Source organism: Paeniglutamicibacter sulfureus, from assembly GCF_030512175.1.
GTDB lineage: Bacteria > Actinomycetota > Actinomycetes > Actinomycetales > Micrococcaceae > Paeniglutamicibacter > Paeniglutamicibacter sulfureus.
The window spans coordinates 953914-971996 of the sequence record NZ_JAULBL010000001.1 but is presented as its reverse complement, the minus strand read 5'-3'; the positions used below and the strand labels follow the sequence as shown (position 1 = coordinate 971996).

The 18083-nt window shown below is 65.4% G+C and carries 12 protein-coding genes and 1 tRNA gene; 6 read left to right on the top strand and 7 right to left on the bottom strand.

Annotated features, from left to right (window positions below):
• Nucleotides 1-58: 58 nt before the first annotated feature.
• Nucleotides 59-1441 carry an FAD-binding oxidoreductase gene (locus Q2T94_RS04270; protein ID WP_302263003.1) on the top strand — a complete coding sequence of 461 codons (1383 nt, stop codon included), beginning with the start codon at nucleotides 59-61 and terminating at the stop codon, nucleotides 1439-1441.
• Between the two features lie 71 nt (nucleotides 1442-1512).
• A tRNA-Pro gene (locus tag Q2T94_RS04265) sits at nucleotides 1513-1589 on the top strand.
• A gap of 302 nt (nucleotides 1590-1891) precedes the next feature.
• Here Q2T94_RS04265 and Q2T94_RS04260 read toward each other — a convergent pair.
• From Q2T94_RS04260 to Q2T94_RS04250, 3 genes are read right to left on the bottom strand one after another with little or no spacing between them, the layout of a single operon-like run.
• A complete protein-coding gene (locus tag Q2T94_RS04260) occupies nucleotides 1892-3646 on the bottom strand; it encodes a glycoside hydrolase family 13 protein (protein WP_302263002.1) in 1755 nt (584 codons plus the stop codon).
• 53 nt (nucleotides 3647-3699) lie between these two features.
• On the bottom strand, nucleotides 3700-4731 hold the full coding sequence (locus Q2T94_RS04255) for a LacI family DNA-binding transcriptional regulator (RefSeq protein WP_264268582.1): 1032 nt from the start codon (nucleotides 4729-4731) through the stop codon (nucleotides 3700-3702).
• Between the two features lie 55 nt (nucleotides 4732-4786).
• Nucleotides 4787-6538, bottom strand: coding sequence for a glycoside hydrolase family 13 protein (locus tag Q2T94_RS04250; protein WP_436836821.1), 1752 nt, complete (start codon nucleotides 6536-6538; stop codon nucleotides 4787-4789).
• A gap of 277 nt (nucleotides 6539-6815) precedes the next feature.
• Between Q2T94_RS04250 and Q2T94_RS04245 the strand changes: the two genes are divergently transcribed.
• The 4 genes from Q2T94_RS04245 (at nucleotide 6816) to Q2T94_RS04230 (ending at nucleotide 12729) form a co-directional block, all read left to right on the top strand.
• The gene (locus tag Q2T94_RS04245) at nucleotides 6816-8135 is read left to right on the top strand and encodes a sugar ABC transporter substrate-binding protein (protein ID WP_264268580.1); all 1320 of its coding nucleotides are present in this window, start codon (nucleotides 6816-6818) and stop codon (nucleotides 8133-8135) included.
• A gap of 144 nt (nucleotides 8136-8279) precedes the next feature.
• Entirely contained in the window at nucleotides 8280-9893 is a 1614-nt protein-coding gene (locus tag Q2T94_RS04240; protein ID WP_264268579.1) for an ABC transporter permease subunit, read from the top strand.
• Nucleotides 9893-10819, top strand: a complete 927-nt coding sequence (locus Q2T94_RS04235) for a sugar ABC transporter permease (protein ID WP_264268578.1) — start codon at nucleotides 9893-9895, stop codon at nucleotides 10817-10819. The genes Q2T94_RS04240 and Q2T94_RS04235 overlap by 1 nt, the downstream gene beginning before the upstream one ends.
• Before the next feature lie 5 nt (nucleotides 10820-10824).
• Nucleotides 10825-12729: a glycoside hydrolase family 13 protein gene (locus Q2T94_RS04230; RefSeq protein ID WP_302263000.1), complete on the top strand. Its 1905-nt coding sequence runs from the start codon at nucleotides 10825-10827 to the stop codon at nucleotides 12727-12729.
• A gap of 222 nt (nucleotides 12730-12951) precedes the next feature.
• Here the strand turns inward: Q2T94_RS04230 and Q2T94_RS04225 are convergent, their stop codons facing one another.
• The 4 genes from Q2T94_RS04225 to Q2T94_RS04210 all read right to left on the bottom strand — a co-directional run bounded on the left by Q2T94_RS04225 (nucleotide 12952) and on the right by Q2T94_RS04210 (nucleotide 18028).
• Nucleotides 12952-14283 carry a DUF4032 domain-containing protein gene (locus Q2T94_RS04225; RefSeq protein WP_302262999.1) on the bottom strand — a complete coding sequence of 444 codons (1332 nt, stop codon included), beginning with the start codon at nucleotides 14281-14283 and terminating at the stop codon, nucleotides 12952-12954.
• Between the two features lie 143 nt (nucleotides 14284-14426).
• Complete coding sequence (locus Q2T94_RS04220; protein ID WP_302262998.1) at nucleotides 14427-15551, bottom strand: ABC transporter ATP-binding protein; 1125 nt, start codon at nucleotides 15549-15551, stop codon at nucleotides 14427-14429.
• A 56-nt stretch (nucleotides 15552-15607) separates the two neighbouring features.
• On the bottom strand, nucleotides 15608-16390 hold the full coding sequence (gene otsB / locus Q2T94_RS04215) for a trehalose-phosphatase (RefSeq protein WP_302262997.1): 783 nt from the start codon (nucleotides 16388-16390) through the stop codon (nucleotides 15608-15610).
• Nucleotides 16391-16552: 162 nt separating this feature from the next.
• Entirely contained in the window at nucleotides 16553-18028 is a 1476-nt protein-coding gene (locus Q2T94_RS04210; RefSeq protein ID WP_264268572.1) for an alpha,alpha-trehalose-phosphate synthase (UDP-forming), read from the bottom strand.
• Nucleotides 18029-18083 lie beyond the last annotated feature (55 nt).

The following is an 18083-nucleotide window of genomic DNA, read 5'->3' as shown; positions in this document are numbered from 1 at the left end:
ATGCCCGCCGTAGCCCATTCACGGCACAGCCATATCAAAAACGCCTTGAAAGGGTGGCATGAACCTCGAAACCGCCGACTCGGCACTCATTGACGATCTGATCCTGCACATCGGTGAGGAAGCTGTAACCACCGACCCCAAGATGCTGTTGTCCCACAGCCATGACTTCGGGAAGATCGTTGACCACCAGCTGCCCTTGGCCGTCGTCTTTGCAGAGCGCGTGGAAGATGTCCAGGCGACCCTGCGCCTGGCCGCAGCGGCTGGAGTCAAGGTCGTCCCCCGTGGGGCTGGCACGGGCGTCTCAGGCGGCGCCCACGCGACCGCACGCTGCATCGTGCTATCCCTCGAACGCATGGACCGGATCCTGGAAGTCCGCCCCGAGGACGAGGTGGCAGTGGTCCAGCCCGGTGTCATCAACGCGGTGCTGAACAGGTCCGTGGCCAAATACGGGCTCATGTACGCACCCGACCCCGCCAGCTACCAGCAATCCACGATTGGCGGGAATGTGGCGACCAACGCCGGCGGGCTGCGCTGCGCCAAGTACGGGGTCACCACTGACTCCGTACTTGGCCTGGACGTCGTCCTGGCCGACGGCACCCTGATCAGTACCGGGCGGAATACCTTCAAGGGCGTTGCAGGCTACGACCTGACCTCGCTGCTTGTCGGTTCCGAAGGGACCTTGGGCATTGTCGTCTCCGTCACCGTGCGCCTGCGCTACCTCAGTGAAAAGACCTGCTCGATCGCCGCGGTGTTCACCGACGTCGCCCAGGCGGCCGCCGGCGTGGTGGCCATCGCGCGGGTGCGCGTGCAGCCGGCCATCCTGGAGTTGATCGACCTCGGAACGATGCGCGTGCTGGATGCCGCCTACGGCTCGGACCTCGGGGCGCGGGGCGGGGCCATGCTGTTGATCCGCACCGACGGCCATGGCGCCGAGATCGAGGCGGGCATCGTGCGCTCGGCCCTCGAAGGCCTCGGTGCGCAGGTGAGCGCACCGGGTGACGAAGAAGCGGTGCGGCTGATCGAGATGCGACGAGCCAGCCGCGGGGACGGGCAGGACGACAAATACCGGGTCGGTGAGGATGTCGCCGTGCCCAGGTCGGCCATGGTGGATTACATGGGGACCCTTGACCGGATCGCCGAACGGAACAGAGTCATGGTTCGCGTCGTGGCCCATGCCGGGGACGGCAACCTGCACCCCACCTTCTGGGTCGACCCGGACGATGGCGACGAAGGCGTGGCGCGGCTTGACATAGCCCTGGAGGAATCCATCCGAGCAGCGTTGGCGGTGGGCGGGACCATTACCGGCGAGCACGGCGTGGGCACTGCCAAGCGCGACTGGCTGGCCTGGGAACAGTCCGAGGAAGTTCTGGAGCTGCAGCGCAAGATCAAGGCGGTCTTCGACCCGCAGGGCATCCTCAACCCCGGCAAGGCGATCCTGTGATGCAGGGCCCACTGCCTCGATTAGGCGTTCGAGTGAAAAGTCGGTAAACTTTTTATTCGTTGGTACAACACCGGGATATGGCGCAGCTTGGTAGCGCGCGTCGTTCGGGACGACGAGGTCGCAGGTTCAAATCCTGTTATCCCGACCAATGTGAGCCCCGCAAGAAACTTCGGTTTCCTGCGGGGCTCGTCCCATTTAAGCCACCGATTCCGAAGTCGCGGGGGGCTATAGGGCTTATAGGCAAAAAAGTGTGTCTGCCCCGGGTGTGTCACCCGGGGCTTTGCCATGTCAGGGCCCGGTTTAGCAGCGCCTGCCGGCCCATCCCGAATCCCTCGGGCCGTAAGAGACCCCGGCGCCTCATATCTTGTGCACAAGAGTGGGGCCCAGCAGTTGCCGGGCCCCACTTAAATCAGCACTGCAGGCCCGCGAGGGGCGTGCAGCCAACCGGACCTAGCCGTCGGTGGCCCGCAGCCAGGCCGCCGCGTTGGCGCCCAGCAGGCCCTCGGCGGCCAGTTCTGCCCCGTTGGCGTCGGAGAAGAGCAGCGGTTCGCCCGCTGGCAGCGGCACCGGGGCGTCGGAAAGGTTCAGCACGCTCACGGTCTCCCCGTTGCGGATGGCCAACACCTCGGGCAGATCCGGATTGGCGTAGAAGGACAGCGAGCCCAGGCCCAAACCCAGTTCGCTGCGCAGCGAAAGCGCCCTGCGGTACAGGTTCAGCGTGGATGCGGGGTCGTTCTCCTGCACGTCACGGGAGAATTCCGCCCAGTCACCGGGTTGCGGCAGCCAGGTTTCTCCGCTGGGGGAGAACCCGTAGCCAGGTGCGTCGTGCACCCAGGGGATCGGCACGCGACAGCCGTCGCGCCCGGTCTTGGCTCCGTTGGTGCGCAGGAACCCCGGGTCCTGCCGGTACTCGTCGGCCAGCGTGGTGTGGTCGCCCAGGCCCAGTTCCTCGCCCTGGTAGAGGTAGGCGCCGCCCGGCAGCCCGAGCATGAACACCGTGGCGGCGCGCGCCCGGGCCAGGCCCAGCACGGTGTCAGGCTGCGGGTCGCGCGGACCGATCCCGTCGCCCAGGTCCAGCGCGACCCCGTCCAGTCCGAAGCGGGTGGCGTGGCGGGAGACGTCGTGGTTAGAGAGCACCCAGGTGGTGGGCGCGCCGACGGTGTCGAAGGCGGCCAGCGAATCGCCGATGACGGTGGCCAGGGCGTCGCGGTCCCACAGGGTGCGCAGGTAGTCGAAGTTGAACGACTGGTGCATCTGGCCCGGGGCCACCCAGTCGGCCAGCCGGGTCAGCGGGCGCACGTTCGCCTCCGAACAGAGCACCGGATCCCCGGGGTACTGGTCGCAGATTTCCCGCCAGCGCGCGAAGACCTGGTGCAGCTCGGGCTGTCCGAACATGGGTGCGTCGGCGAAGGGGAAGCCGGGCCGCGGGGTGCCGTCCGGTGCCCCGCCCCAGTCGGACATCGACTCCTTCTTGAACATCGCGTGGGCAACGTCGATCCGAAAACCCCCGGCGCCTGCGTCAAGCCAGAAGCGCAAGGTCTTTTCGAATTCTTCCTGCACCGCGGGGTTGCGCCAGTTGAAGTCGGGCTGGGTGGCGTCGAAGAGGTGGAAGTAGTACTGGCCCGGGGTGCCGTCGGGGTTCGGCACGCGGGTCCATCCGGGGCCGCCGAAGAGCGAAGCCCAGTTGTTTGGCGGGGTGTTCCCGCCCTCGCCCTTCCCGTCGGCAAAGTGGAACATGGCGCGTTCGGGGGATCCGGGCTCGGCGGCCAGGGCTGCCTGGAACAGTGCGTGCTCGTTGGAGCAGTGGTTGGGGACGATGTCGATGATGATGCGGATGCCGAAGGACTTGGCGGTGTCGATCAGGGTCTTGGCGTCGTCCATGGTGCCGAAGAGCGGGTCAACGCCGCGGTAGTCCGAGACGTCATAGCCGGCGTCCTTTTGCGGGGAGGGGAAGAAGGGGGAAAGCCAGATGGCGTCCACGCCCAGGGTCGCGATCTTGGGCAGCTCGGCCGTGATGCCGGCCAGGTCGCCCATGCCCGATCCGGTCGAGTCCTTGAAGGAACGCGGGTAGATCTGGTAGATCACCGCCCGTCGCCACCACTGCTCGCCCTCCGCGGGTTTGTGCAGCATCGGGCCCAGGGCGTAGGGCGTGGCGGAGGTGGTCAGGGCATCCGACGCTGAAGACGCGTCCTTCGGTAGCGACATGGTGTCAAGCCTATCTACTGGACGGTGCTTTCGTTGGGGCCGATGCAGCGGGGTTACCCGGCGGCCGGTGGCGCGGTGGAGGTGCGCAGCACGAATTCCGTGGGGAAGAATTCATCCACAGGCAGGGTTTGCGCGGGATCTTCCGCCCCGCCCTCGCCGAGCAGTTCCATGATGCGCGCGACGGCGGCCTCGCCCTGGGCCGCGGGGTGCTGGGCAATGGTGGTCAGCCCGAAGAGCTCGCCGAGCTCGTGCCCGTCGATGCCGATCACGGAGAAGTCCCCGGGCAGCGAGAGCCCCAGGTCGCGGGCGGCCATGATGGCACCGAATGCCATCTCGTCCGAGACGCAGAGCAACGCGGTGGGCCGGCCGCGGGGGTTGGACAGCAGGCTGCGGACCTTTTGGTAGGCCCCGGCCGTGGTGAAGTCGGCATCCAGCAGCCACTGCGGGTTCACCGCGATGTCCGCCTGGTCCAGGGCGTATTCGAACCCGTCGAGGCGCGCACCGGGCAGCTTGAAGTCGACGTTGAACGCGTCGGCGCCGCCCAGGAAGGCAATGTCGGTGTGGCCCAGGGAGACCAGGTGTTCGGTGGCCAGCGAGGCGATGTTGAAGTCGTCGACCCGGATGGTCTGGACTTCGGGCAGCAGCCCGCCCAGGGCCACCAGCGGCTTGCCCACGGAGCGGAGCTGGTGCAGCTCGGGATCGGTGAGCTTCAGGGTCACGGTGATGACCGCGTCGAGGCGTTGGCGCATGAGCAGGTCCTGGAACACCGCATCGCGGTGCCGTTGCTCGCCGCTGGTGTTGTACAGGGTCAGGTCGTAGCCGCGCTCGTTGAGTTCCTGCGTGGCGCCCTGCAACACATTGGCGTAGTACCAGCGCGAGACCGTGGGCATGACGATCCCGATGTTGCGGCTGCGTCCCGAGGCCAGCGAAGAAGCGTTGTAGGACAGGACGTAGCCCAGGTCCTTGGCCGCGTTGGCGACCGCCTCGCGGGAAGCCGCGGATACCTTCCCGTTTCCGGACAGGGCGCGGGAGACCGTGGCGACGGAGACCCCGGCGCGCAGTGCCACGTCCTTGATGCTTGCCATGATGTGCGGCTTCCTTGTCCTCGGGCGGTCGTGCTGGGGTACGGAATGGGGGCGGCTAGGCGGTCTCCGGGCGCAGCCACACGGCCGCATCCGGATTCAGCGCCAGCCCCGACGCGGCCTCCGTTGAGCGGGCAACCGCGGTGGCGGAGCTGGCCAGCAACACCTCTCCGGCCGGCAACGGCACGGGGGCGGTGCCCAGGTTCAGCAGGACCAGCACCCCGGAATTCCCGAAGCCCAGCAGCTGCGCGCCGTCCGTTCCCTCCACCCAGTTTAGGTTGCCGAGGCCCAAGTTGTGGGTCCGGCGGAGATCCAGGGCCAAGCGGTAGAAGTGCAGCGTGGAGTCGGGGTCGGCTTCCTGTGCCTGCCGGGTGACCGTTTCCCAGCCTTCGGGCTGCGGGAGCCAGCCGGCGGCGTCGCTAAAGCCCAGGGACGGGGTCGAGTCGCTCCAGGGCAACGGGACCCGGCAGCCGTCGCGGCCCAGGCGCTCGCCGTTGGTACGCGCGTAGGAGGGGTCCTGGCGGTATTCATGGGGGAGCAGGGTGTGGTCGCCCAGCCCAAGTTCCTCGCCCTGGTAGATGTACGCGCCTCCGGGAAGCCCCAGCATGAACAGCGTTGCGGCACGTGCGCGTGCCAGACCCAGCCCCGAATCCGGTTGCACGTCCTCGGGCCCCAGCCCGTCGCCGGGGCGCAGAGCCGGGGAGACGGCGCCCAGTCGGGTGGCGTGGCGGGGCACGTCGTGGTTGGACAGCACCCAGGTGCTGGGGGCGCCGACGGCGTCGAAAGCCTTCAGCGAGCGGGTGATGATGGCCTTCAGCGCGGCGGCGTCCCAGCCGGTGTGCAGAAAGGGGAAGTTGAAGGACTGGTGCATCTCGTCCGGGCGCACCCAATCGGCCATGGCCTCGATGGGGTGCACGTTGGCCTCGGCGCAGAGCACGCGCTCGCCGGGATACTGGTCGCAGATGGAGCGCCAGCGCCGGTAGACATCGTGCACGGCGGGCTGGCCGAACATCGGGGCGTCGGCAAACGGATAGCCCGGGGAATCGGCGCCGTCGGCCCGGCCATGCCAGTCCGGCAGCCCGGAGGCCTTGATGAGCGCGTGGGCCACGTCCACGCGGAACCCGCCGGCGCCGCGGTCCAGCCAGAATCGCAGGATCGATTCGAACTCGTCGCCCACCGCCGGATTGTCCCAGTTGAAGTCGGGCTGGGAATGATCAAAGAGGTGCAGGTAGTACTGCCCGGGGGCACCGTCCGGGTCGGGGACGCGGGTCCAGGCTGAACCGCCGAAGTGGGACTGCCAGTTGTTGGGAGGCAACTGGCCGTCCTTTCCCCGCCCGTCCCGGAAGATGAAGTGCTCCCGGGCAGCCGATCCCCGGGGGGAGGCCAGCGCCTCGCGGAACATGGCGTGTTCGCTGGAGCAGTGGTTGGGCACGATGTCCACCAGGATCTTGATCTCGAGCCGGTTGGCCTCGGCGATCAGCTCGTCAAAGTCGGCCAGCGTTCCGAAGAGCGGGTCCACTGCGCGGTAGTCGGAGACGTCGTAGCCGGCGTCCTTTTGCGGGGAGGCGAAGAACGGGGAGAGCCAGATGGCGTCGACGCCCAGGGAGGCAATGTGGTGCAGCTCCGCGGTGATGCCGGGAAGGTCTCCGATTCCGCTGCCGGTGGTGTCGCGGAACGAGCGGGGGTAGATCTGGTAAATGACCGAGCGGCGCCACCATTCATTGCCGCTCGAAGGCGCGTGGGTCGCGTCCTCGAGCCGGAACTCCAGATGGGCTGGTGGGGTCGCTGGGTGCTCGTCGGTCTGGGGCATGCGCTCAAGCATAACGACGAAACCGTCAAAAGTGGAAGCGTTTCCATACATGCGTTTCGATTCTCCGGCTTGGGAACGTCCCGTCAAAGGTTGCGGTTTCGTCGCGTTTCTGCATAAAGACGCCGTTTTTGGTGCATCCCGGAAGTCGGGGACGAGTGCTTGGTGGAAACTTCTCCATTGTGATCTGGACGACAGCGGTGGAAGCGTTTACACTAAATCTCACGACACCAGCGCCGATGGGATCACCGGGCGCGCAACACTCGAAAGAGGAACCACCATGACGGGAAACAACTCACCCGGTGCACGTCTCACGCGCCGCACCTTTACCTTGGGTGCGGTCGGCGCCCTCTCGGCGCTGGCGCTGACGGCCTGTGGCGGCGGTGCACCCGCCACCGCACCCTCGAGCAGCGCGGCGGCCACCAGTGCCGCAGCCAGCGTGCCGGCGACCGGGACCAGCCTGACCCTGTGGGTCGACGCCGAGCGCTCGCCGGCGCTGAAGGACATTGCCGCCAAGTTCAAGGCCGAAAAGGGCATCGACGTCAAGCTGGTCGTCAAGGACTTCGCCGCCGTGCGCGACGACTTCATCACCCAGGCACCCACCGGCAAGGGCCCGGACATCATGGTCGGCCCGCACGACTGGCTGGGAAAGCTGGTGCAGAACGGCGTGGTTGCCCCGGTGCAGCTTGGCGACAAGGCGGGGACCTTCGCCGAAAGCTCCATCAAGGCCATGACCTACGACGGGCAGACCTACGGCGTTCCGTACTCCATTGAGAACGTCGCCCTGGTCCGCAACACCACGTTGGCTCCCGAGGCAAAGACCACCCTGGACGACGTCCTCGCCGAGGGCAAGAAGGCCGTGGCCGCGGGCGATGCCAAGTTCCCGTTCCTGGTCGGACTCGATCCCAAGCAGGCCGACCCGTACCACCTCTACCCGTTGCAGACCTCCCTCGGGGCACCGGTCTTCGCCCAGAACGCAGACGGCAGCTACGACGCCAGCGAACTGGCCCTGGACAACGAGGGCGGCAAGAAGTTCGCCCAGCTCCTGGCCGACCTCGGCGACAAGGGCTCGAAGGTCCTGAATTCCAACATCACCGGCGACATCGCCAAGGAGAAGTTCCTGGCCGGCGAATCCCCGTACTTCCTCACCGGCCCCTGGAACATCCCCGACATCGAGGCCAAGGGCATCAAGTTCGCCGTTGACCCGCTGCCCACTGCCGGGGACAAGCCCGCCCAGCCATTCATTGGCGTGAACGGCTTCTTCATCTCCGCGAAGTCGAAGAATGCCCTGGCTGCCAATGAATTCGTGGTCAACTACCTCTCGCAGCCCGACGCGCAGGACGAGCTGTTCAAGGTCGGCGGCCGCCCGCCGGCGCTGACCGCGTCCTTCGAGAAGGCCGCCAGCGACCCGGTGGTCAAGGCCTTCGGCGAGATCGGCGCCAACGGCGTGCCGATGCCCGCGGTTCCCGCCATGGACGCCGTCTGGGCCGACTGGGGCGGTACCGAATTGAACCTGATCAAGGGCAAGGAAGCCGACCCGGCCGCGGCCTGGTCGAAGATGACGGCCAACATCGAGAAGAAGATTTCCGGCGGCAAGTAGCCGACGGAAGCAAGCTCCGGCTGCGGGGAACCGGTGGTGCGTTCTGCACGCGCACCACCGGTTTCACGCAGCCGGATCCGGGCCAGCGGCCCGACACCCATCGCCGGTCGGCGGTCGATCGCACGAGGAAAGATGTTGGACCCCATGGTTGAAATCGAAGAAAAGCCCAGCGTGGCGCCGCCGCGGCGACACGGAAAGCGGCCGCGTTCCGCAGGCCGGGGCCCCGATTCCCTCGGCGGCATCCTCGCCAAGATCATCCTGCTGGGCATCACGGATGCAGTGGCAGCCTTCATCCTCTTCCAGCTGGCACTCAGCGCCGAATGGATGATCTTCGGGATTTCCCTGCTCACCACGCTGGTGATCAACTGGATCTACCTGCGCCGTGGGGGACTGCCGGCCAAGTACCTGGCACCGGGCATCATCTTCCTGCTGGTCTTCCAGGTCTTCGTGATGATCTTCTCCACCTACATCGCCTTCACCAACTACGGCGACGGGCACAACTCGACCAAGGCCGACGCGATTGCCTCCATCCAGCTCTCGGCCTCCGAGCGCGTCCCGGATTCCCCGCAATTCCCCACCTCCGTCCTGGAAAAGGGTGGCAGCTACTTCCTGTTGGTCACCACGCCGGAGGGCGAGGCAAGAATCGGCTCGGCAGGCAAGCCCCTGGAAACAGTGACACCTTCCGCCACCGGCCCCACGGGTGCCGCGACCGGCGTGGAGGGCTACACGACCCTTGACTTCGCGACCCTGCTGGCCCACCAGCAGGAGATCACCGCCCTCACGGTGCCGATCAGCGAGAACCCCGAGGAAGGGGCGCTGAAGACCGCCGACGGCTCCACCTCCTACGTGTACACGCCCAAGCTCAAGTACGACGCGAACGCCGACACGTTCACCGACACCGCCACCGGGGCCAGCTACGCGGACAACGGCCGCGGTTCCTTCGTGGCCGAGGACGGCACTGCGCTGAACACCGGCTGGAAGGTCAATGTGGGACTGGACAACTTCCAGCGCGCGTTCACCGACCCGAATCTCCAGGGCCCGCTGCTGCAGGTGATCGCGTGGACCTTCGCCTTCGCCATCCTCTCGGTGGCGACCACGTTCGCCCTGGGACTGTTCCTGGCCATCACCTTCAACCGGGCGGATTTGAAGGGGCAGAAAATCTACCGGATCCTGATGATCCTGCCCTACGCGTTCCCCGCCTTCCTTTCCGGCCTGGTCTGGTCGGGCCTCCTGAACCCGGAATTTGGGTTCATCAACAACGCGCTGCTCGGCGGGGCGGACATCCCCTGGCTCACCGATCCGGTGCTGGCCAAGATCTCGGTGCTGATGGTCAATCTCTGGCTGGGCTACCCCTACATGTTCCTGGTCTGCACCGGCGCCCTGCAGTCGCTGCCCGAGGAGGTCGACGAGGCCGCCCGCATGGACGGGGCCAGCGTGTGGAAAATCTTTACCGCCATCAAGCTGCCGCTGCTGCTGGTCTCACTCGCGCCGCTGTTGATCTCCTCCTTCGCCTTCAACTTCAACAACTTCAACGTCATCTACATGCTCACCGGCGGCGGGCCGCGCTTTGAAGGCACCACCTTTGACATCGGCTCCACCGACATCCTGATCACCATGGTGTACAAGATCGCCTTCGGCACCGGCACCGGCCGCGACTACGGACTGGCCAGCGCGCTGGCCATCCTGATCTTCATCATCGTCGCCGTGGTGTCCGCGCTGAGCTTCAAGAAGACCAAGGCCCTGGAGGAACTGAACTAATGAGCACCGCGACCGCACCGCACACCCCGGTGCTCGAAACCCTGCCCCCGCCGGCCACGGCAAACAAGCCCACATTGGGGCAATGGTTCAAGTCAAAGGGCTGGCGCCACCTGGTGGCCATCGCCGCCACGGCCTTCTCCATCTTCCCGCTGCTCTATGTGCTCTCCGCGGCGCTGAACCCCACCGGCACCATGGCAGGGGCCAGCACGATGTTCACCGAGTTCGGCTGGGGCAACTTCGAGGCGCTCTTTGCCAACCAGGAACGGCCCTTTGGCCGCTGGTTCGTCAACACCTTGGTCATCGGCCTGGTCACCTCTGCTGCCACGGTGTTCCTCGGGGCGCTGGCCGCCTACGCGTTTTCGCGCATGCGCTTCTCCGGCCGCCGCTTCGGCCTGCTGACGCTGTTGCTGCTGCAGATGTTCCCGCAGCTGCTCACGGTGGTGGCGATCTTCCTGCTGCTGAACTTCATTGGCGACATCATCCCGGCCCTCGGGCTGGGCTCCCAGCTCGGGTTGATCATGGTGTACCTCGGCGGTGCGCTGGGCGTGAACACCTACCTGATGTACGGCTTCTTCAACACCGTGCCGATGTCGCTTGACGAATCCGCGCGCATCGACGGGGCCAGCCATGTGCAGGTGTTCTTCAGGATCATCATGCCCCTGGTCACTCCGATCCTTGCGGTCGTGGGCCTGCTGGCCTTCATCGGGATCTCCTCCGAGTTCGTGATCGCCTCGGTGGTGCTCACCGACCCCGAATCACAGACCCTGGCGGTTGGCCTGTACTCCTACGTGGCCCAGCAGCGCAGCGAGAACTGGGGTGTCTTCGCCGCCGGCGCCGTGATTGCCGCGGTCCCGGTGATGACCCTCTTCCTCTTCCTGCAGCGCTACATCACCTCCGGCCTGACCGCCGGCGGCGTCAAGGGATAGCGCCCATGCCCGGCAGCCGGATGCACGCCATCGACTCGACGTTGTCACTGCAGCCCCACCACGACGGATCGCCCGCGTACGTAACGGGGCCGAGCGTGCTCAGCCTCGGGGACGTGCTGAGGCTGCGCCTGCTGGTGCCGGAGGGCGCCGCGACCCCTGTGTCCGTGTGGCTGCGCAGCCTGCGCGACGGGGAACCCCACCTTGAACCGGCGGGCGAGGTGTGCGGTGGCGCCACCCAGGTCTTCTTCGAGGCCACGCTGTCGATGGTGAATCCGGTGCAGCGCTACCGCTGGTACCTGCAATACCGGGACACCGAAGGCGCTCATCACTACCGTTGGCTCAACGCTGCGGGCCTGCACCGACGCGATGTGCCCGACGCCTTTGACTTCAGGGTCCATGCCGGGCGCGGGACCCCGGATTGGATCGAGGAATCGGTCATGTACCAGGTCTTCCCCGACAGGTTCGCGAACTCCGGTGCCGAAAAGCCAAAAGCGGGATGGATGGTCGGCTGCGACTGGGACACCGAAGTGCAGGGAAGTGGTGCCGATACGTCACGGCAATTCTATGGCGGCGACCTTCCGGGGATCCAAGACAAGCTCGATCACCTGGTTTCATTGGGGGCGACGGTGCTCTACCTGACCCCGGTCTTCCCCGCTTCCTCCAACCACCGCTACGATGCCTCTTCCTTTGACGAGGTCGACCCATTGCTCGGCGGGGATGCTGCCCTGGTTTCGCTGGTCAAGGCCGCCCATGCCCTTGGCCTGCGCGTGGTCGGCGACCTGACCACCAACCACACCGGGGCCGGGCACCACTGGTTCGTTGATGCCCACCGGAATCCCGGGGCGTCCACGGGGGAGTACTACTACTTCAACGAGGACAACAGCGACTACGAGGCGTGGCTGGGCGTGCCCTCGCTGCCGAAGCTGAATTGGAATTCCGCCGCGCTGCGCGAGCGATTCATCCTTGCCGAGGACTCTGTGGCGGTGCGCTGGCTCAAGGAGCCGTTCAACCTCGATGGCTGGCGCATCGACGTGGGGAACATGACCGGGCGCCGCGGGAGCGATGACCTGAACCACGAGATCGCCCGGATGCTGCGCGAACGTATCGAGGAAGTGAAACCCGGGGCCATGCTGCTGGCCGAATCAACCTCCGACGCGGCGCACGATGTTCCGGGGGACGGCTGGCAGGGAGTGGTGAGTTACAGCAATTTCACCCGGCCGCTGTGGCAATGGCTGGCGAAGGACACGACGCCGGAACACGGGTGGTTTTTTGGCTTGCCACAACCGGGACCAGCGCGCATCGACGCTGCCGACTTCGTGGCGACGCATCGGGAAATGTCGGCGGGATTCAGCTGGGAGGTGCGGCTTGCCAACGCCAATGCCTTGGACACCCACGACACCGCCCGTGCCGCCAGCCACATGATCGTCGGGGGCCAGGAGATCGCCGCCTGCGCGCAATTCACGTTCCCGGGAATCCCACTGGTGTTTGCCGGGGACGAGTTCGGGCTGCACGGTTTCAACGGCGAGGACTCCCGAACTCCCATGCCCTGGGGCCAACCCGAAAAGTGGGGCAAGAACCTGCGGCCGCTGTACGCGGAACTGGCGGCACTGCGCACCAATCACCGGTCCCTCGTGGACGGATCCTTGCGCTGGATCATCGCCGAGGGGAACCTGTTGGTCTATCTCCGGGAGCATGCAACCGGCTCGGTGTTGTGCGTGCTGGCCCGGGGAGTGGTCCCGGAAACCAACCTGGGGCACGCAGTGCGATTGGCTGGGAAACCAGGCGATGTCCTCGCCTCGGTGGGACAGGTGCCTGTACTGGCCGTGAATGGAGCAGGGGAGCTGCGGGTCAGTGCGAGCGGTCCCGGTGCTTCGCTCCACCGAAGCACCGCAAGCGGAGCGTGGCATTAGCGCCCGGGAGTCGTCATGGCGTTCCCAGCGGTGAACACCAAGATCGCGACAAGGATGGGCAGGAACCCTCGGAACGCGTCGTCGGACGGGGATGCGCCGCCGAATTCTTCGGGCTGACGGCAGGAGTGTCCAGGGGAGACGATACATATAGGTGAAGATTCTCCTATATTCCGGCCGATCAACCAATAAACCACCGGAAACCGAATTCGCGGTGATGGCAGGCTACGTGGTCGTCGACTGCTCTTCCGGGCCATACACCAGCCGGGCCTCGTCCCTGCGGTGGCGCAGCACGGCATCCACGTAGGACGCGACGGCTTCCTCCATCGGAACGTTGGAACCGCGTGCCTCGGAAATGTACCAGCGGTGCTCGAGGACCTCATGCACGATCTGGGCGGGTTCCAGCTTGCCGTGGAATTCGCGGGGGATGGCCCCGGTAATCCTGTCAAAAACGTCGGTGACCCAACGGGCCGCGGCAATTTCCTCATCCGCGTCAGGATGCTTCTTGGCCCGGAAGGCATCCAGGTCGTTGAGCAGCCTGCGGGCCTGGCCTTCTTCCACATCCAAGCCGGTCAACCGCAAAAGCCGACGGGTGTGGTGCCCGGCGTCCACGACCTTGGGCTGGATGAGCAGCTGGCCGCCGTCGGGGGATGTCTTGAGGCTGATCTCCTCCACGTCGAAGCCGAGTTCATTGAGCCTGCGGATGCGTTCATCGACCCGCCAGCGTTCGGAGAGGTCAAAGGATTCCTTGTCGTTGAGCTCGGCCCAGAGTCCACGGTAGGCGTGCAGGATGTCCTCGCTCGTGGCCACCGGGTCCACGGTGTCCTCGATGAGTCCGGCTTCCATCAGGTCCATGAGCTCGCCGGCAATGTTCACCCGGGCGATTTCCAGGTCGTATTCGCGCTGGCCGGAGGATAGCTCGGGGTATAGCTCGCCGGTCTCGGCATCCACCAGGTACGCGGCGAAGGACTCCGCATCGCGCCGGAACAACGTGTTTGACAGCGACACATCGCCCCAGTAGAAGCCAATCAGGTGCAGGCGCACCAGCAGCAGCGCCTGGGCGTCAATGAGCCGGGTCAAGGTGTCGCGGCGCAGCTTCTGGGAGAACAGCGCGCGGTACGGGAGCGAGTATTTCAGGTGCCGGGTAACCAGCACCGGGTCAAGGTCGTTGCCCTCGGTGTCGGTGCGCCCGGTGATCACCGCGACCGGCTCCACGCAGGGCGCGGCCAGGCGGCGCAGCTTGCGCAGCATATGGTATTCGTGCCGGGCCACGTGCTCACCGGTTTCCTTGATGGCGATGACTGCCTTGCCCATCAGGGCGAAGCGCACCACATGCCGGGAGATGCCGCGCGGCAACGGGGCCAGCGTGTCGCTCGGCCAGTCCTCCAGCGGGATTTGCCACGGCAGGTTCAGCAGACCCGGATCGGCGGTGGCCGCGGTGATGGACAGCGAACCGGCAACGGGCGCGGGAGCGGCAGGGGCGGAATCACGCGGCAGCTTGCCGTTCTGGGCATGGTTGGTGGGCTCGTCGCGCCAGCTGGCGGTGTGGCGAATCATGGCGTGTGTGCCGTCCCTTGGTGCGGTGATGAGGTGGGGGTGATTGGGGGAAGCGGAAATGCGAAGGCGGCCGCACCCAGCACCGGGCTGAATACGGCCGCCATGGGCAGTTATCGTGCAATCACACGATAACGGGCAAGTCCCTAGGCGTCGGAGGACACCTGTGCGTGTGCACCGTTCCGGGACGGCTCGGCCAGGCGCTCGCCGGACGCGGTGTCAAAGAGGTGCACGTGTCCGATCTTCGGCGCAACGTGGATCGTTTCGCCCTTGAACGGAGGCTTGCGACCGTCGACACGCACCACCATCTGGTATTCGGTGCCGCCCACGGTGGTGTGGCCGTAGACGTAGGCATCGGCGCCGAGCTCCTCGACCACGTCGACCTCGACGGCAAGGCCCTCGTTCTCGGAGACCTGGTCCAGGTCCTCGGGCCGTACGCCCAGGGTGACCGAGTTGCCGGTTGCCGCCTCCAGCGTCGACGAGGCCACCGGGTAGATGGACCCTCCGAAGGCGACGCCACCATCGGCCACCGGAAGCTCCAGCAGATTCATGGCAGGCGAGCCGATGAAGCCGGCCACGAAGACGTTGGACGGGCGGTCGTACAGTTCGCGCGGGGTGCCGACCTGCTGCAGCAATCCGTCCTTGAGTACCGCAACGCGGTCGCCCATGGTCAGTGCCTCGACCTGGTCGTGGGTCACGTACACGGTGGTGACGCCCAGACGACGGGTCAGTGAGGCGATCTGCGTGCGGGTCTGCACACGGAGCTTGGCATCCAGGTTGGACAAGGGCTCATCCATGAGGAAGACCTGCGGGGAGCGGACGATGGCGCGCCCCATGGCCACGCGCTGGCGTTGGCCGCCGGAGAGTGCCTTGGGCTTGCGGTCCAAGTAGTCCTCGAGGTCAAGCAGCTTGGCTGCTTCCTGAACGCGGCGGGCACGCTCTTCTTTGTCGATTCCGGCAATTTTCAGGGCGAAACCCATGTTGTCGGCGACGCTCATGTGCGGGTAAAGCGCGTAGTTCTGGAAAACCATGGCGATGTCGCGGTCCTTGGGCGGGACGTTGGTGACGTCCCGGTCACCAATGAGGATTCGTCCGGAGTTCACGTCCTCAAGGCCTGCGAGCATGCGCAGCGTGGTGGATTTTCCGCAACCCGAGGGGCCGACAAGGACCAGGAATTCGCCATCGGCGATTTCCAGGGAGATCTTGTCCACGGAAGGCGTGGTGGCTCCGGGGTAAATGCGGGTGGCCTGGTCAAAAGTTACTGATGCCATGAAGCAGCGATCCTTTCACGGGCAGGTACGTGCCCGACGGTCCGTAGTGAATGGAATCACAAGCTTCTCATATCGAGTACCAATTCCAAAAGGGCTGGCAATTCCCCTGGCCCATTAAGGCGGAATTGTGCCTTGGTATTTCCGGAGCCGATTTTTACCCCAATGTCTCCCGGGCGAAGTACGGCAAAGGCATCCTCGTCAGTGACGTCGTCACCGGCGAAGAGTACGGTGGAGGCGTCGGCTACCTCGCGCAACCAATTCAGCCCGTCTCCCTTGGTGCCCACCAGCACGCTAGCTTCCAGCACGGCCTTGCCGTCCAACGCCTGCAGGTTCTCGATGTCGTCCAATTGCTCGTGGGCGGCCCGCAACGCCCTGGCCGCGACTTCCGGGTCGGCCTGCCGCACATGCAGAACGATCGAGGCGGGCTTGTATTCAAGCATGGTTCCCTGGTGGGCAGAGGAGACGGCTTCAAGGATTTCGGTGGCCTTGGCCAGCGCCGAGGTCTGTGCGGGACTGAGGTCGATGTGTTCGTCTTCGGCGTCAAAGGCGGCAGGTGCCCAGCGCTCGGTGCCGTGGCTGCCCACCAGCAGTGTTTGTTCGGGCGGGCTGCCGACGGTCCTCAGCGCTGCCAAGTCGCGGCCCGAGATCACGGCGGTCACGGTGTTTTCCAGGGCGGCCAGGTTGGCCAGTGCCTCGGAAGCTGCCGGCAACGGGCGCGCGTCCTCGGGACGGTCCACCAAAGGGGCCATGGTTCCGTCGAAGTCCACGGCTACGAGCAGGATTGGGGTGTCGACCAGGGCTTCAATGGCATCGGCGAGGTCAGGGGAAATGGGGCTCATGGGTGTCCGGTGGATCCTTCAGGCGTTCGGGGCGGGTAAAAGCGGAAACTTGGGTCAAGGCAGGTCACCGGCTCGACCCTAGACCAAACATCAAAATGTCATGCGCGGATGCAAAGGGGGACGATCTTCCCCCTTTGCATCCGCGCCGCAACACGAATCGGCCTAGACCAGGGTGTCAACCGGCAAAGGCTGGGCCAGCGAGGAAAGGAACGTCTGGGACCACGTGGCCACATCGTGGTCGCGCAGATGACGACGCATGCGTCGCATCCGCCGGGCCGAGTCCTGCGGATCCATGCGCAACGCGCGCATGATCCCGGATTTCATCCCGTCGATGTCGTGGGGGTTCACCAGGACGGCCTGGGTGAGTTGGTCGGCGGCACCGGTGAATTCGGAAAGCACCAGCATCCCGGTGTCATCGGTGTGTGCAGCCACGAATTCCTTGGCCACCAAGTTCATTCCGTCACGCAGCGAGGTCACCAGCATGATGTCCGCCGCCAGGTAGAGGGCAATCATTTCCCGCAGCGGGTAGGAATGGTGCAGGTAACGGATTGCTGTATGTTCCATGGTGTCGTGCTCGCCGTTGAGGTTGCCGACCATGAGCTCAACCTGGTCCTTGAGCTGCTGGTAGCGCTCGACATTCTCGCGGCTGGGGCTCGCGACCTGCACCATGCAGGCCTCGCCGACGTGGATCTCTCCGTCGGCCAAAAGCTCGCCATAGGCCTTGAGTCGGTGCCGGATGCCCTTGGTGTAGTCGAGCCGGTCAACCCCCAGCATGATGGTCTTCGGGTTGCCCAGTTCTTGTCGGATCTGTTTTGCCCGAGCCATGATCTCGGGATCGTGCGCCAGCTCGGCTACCTGCTGGGTGTCGATGGAGATGGGGTGCGCTTCGGCACGACAGATGTTGCCGGTGGATCCGCTCTCCCCGGGCGATGCCGGCGGGATCGCCAAGGAGCCCTTGACGGTGCGGTCGGTGAAGCGGCGCATGCAGCGCAGGAAGTTGCTGGCATCGGCGGTCCGTTGGAAGCCCACCACGTCGGCTCCTGCCAGACCCTCGAGGATCTGCCTGCGCCAGGGCAGCTGGGAGAAGATTCCGGGGGACGGGAAAGGAATGTGGTTGAAGAACCCGATGCGCAAGTCCGGACGGGCCTCACGCAGTAGCTTGGGCACCAGCTGCAATTGGTAATCCTGTACCCATACCGTGGCGCCCGGCTTGGCGACGCTTGCGGTGGCTTCGGCGAAGCGCTTGTTGACCTTCTTGTAGTTGTCCCACCACGTACGGTGGAATTCAGGGGGCACGATGACATCGTGGTACAGCGGCCAGAGCGTTGAGTTGGAGAACCCCTCGTAATACAACTCCAGATCGCACTCTTCAAGCGGAACGGGGATCAAGTGGATTCCGTCGTTTTCAAAGGGTTCCAGTTCTTCGTCGGTGGCTCCGTGCCAGCCAACCCAGGCTCCGTCTGATTCCTGCATGACCGGAGCAATTGCCGTCACCAGCCCTCCGGGGGAACGCCGCCACGACAGCTCGCCGTCTTCGCCCTGTACGCGGTCCACCGGCAGTCGATTGGCCACCACGATGAAGTCGTAGCTTGGTTTGTCGCTACCGGATGCATGTTCAATTTCGAAATCCGCTTGCATGTTGACCCTCCATTTCTTGCTCAAGATTAATGTTGAGCTTAGGGGAAGCTCGTGA

Bases quoted from the DNA above. Each gene is read 5' to 3' on its own strand.
- otsB (WP_302262997.1), bottom strand. From the start codon at position 16,390: ATGAGCCCCATTTCCCCTGACCTCGCCGATGCCATTGAAGCCCTGGTC.
- Q2T94_RS04255 (WP_264268582.1), bottom strand. From the start codon at position 4,731: ATGGCAAGCATCAAGGACGTGGCACTGCGCGCCGGGGTCTCCGTCGCC.
- Q2T94_RS04220 (WP_302262998.1), bottom strand. From the start codon at position 15,551: ATGGCATCAGTAACTTTTGACCAGGCCACCCGCATTTACCCCGGAGCC.
- Q2T94_RS04245 (WP_264268580.1), top strand. From the start codon at position 6,816: ATGACGGGAAACAACTCACCCGGTGCACGTCTCACGCGCCGCACCTTT.
- Q2T94_RS04260 (WP_302263002.1), bottom strand. From the start codon at position 3,646: ATGTCGCTACCGAAGGACGCGTCTTCAGCGTCGGATGCCCTGACCACC.
- Q2T94_RS04240 (WP_264268579.1), top strand. From the start codon at position 8,280: ATGGTTGAAATCGAAGAAAAGCCCAGCGTGGCGCCGCCGCGGCGACAC.
- Q2T94_RS04235 (WP_264268578.1), top strand. From the start codon at position 9,893: ATGAGCACCGCGACCGCACCGCACACCCCGGTGCTCGAAACCCTGCCC.
- Q2T94_RS04225 (WP_302262999.1), bottom strand. From the start codon at position 14,283: ATGATTCGCCACACCGCCAGCTGGCGCGACGAGCCCACCAACCATGCC.
- Q2T94_RS04230 (WP_302263000.1), top strand. From the start codon at position 10,825: ATGCCCGGCAGCCGGATGCACGCCATCGACTCGACGTTGTCACTGCAG.
- Q2T94_RS04210 (WP_264268572.1), bottom strand. From the start codon at position 18,028: ATGCAAGCGGATTTCGAAATTGAACATGCATCCGGTAGCGACAAACCA.
- Q2T94_RS04250 (WP_436836821.1), bottom strand. From the start codon at position 6,538: ATGCCCCAGACCGACGAGCACCCAGCGACCCCACCAGCCCATCTGGAG.
- Q2T94_RS04270 (WP_302263003.1), top strand. From the start codon at position 59: ATGAACCTCGAAACCGCCGACTCGGCACTCATTGACGATCTGATCCTG.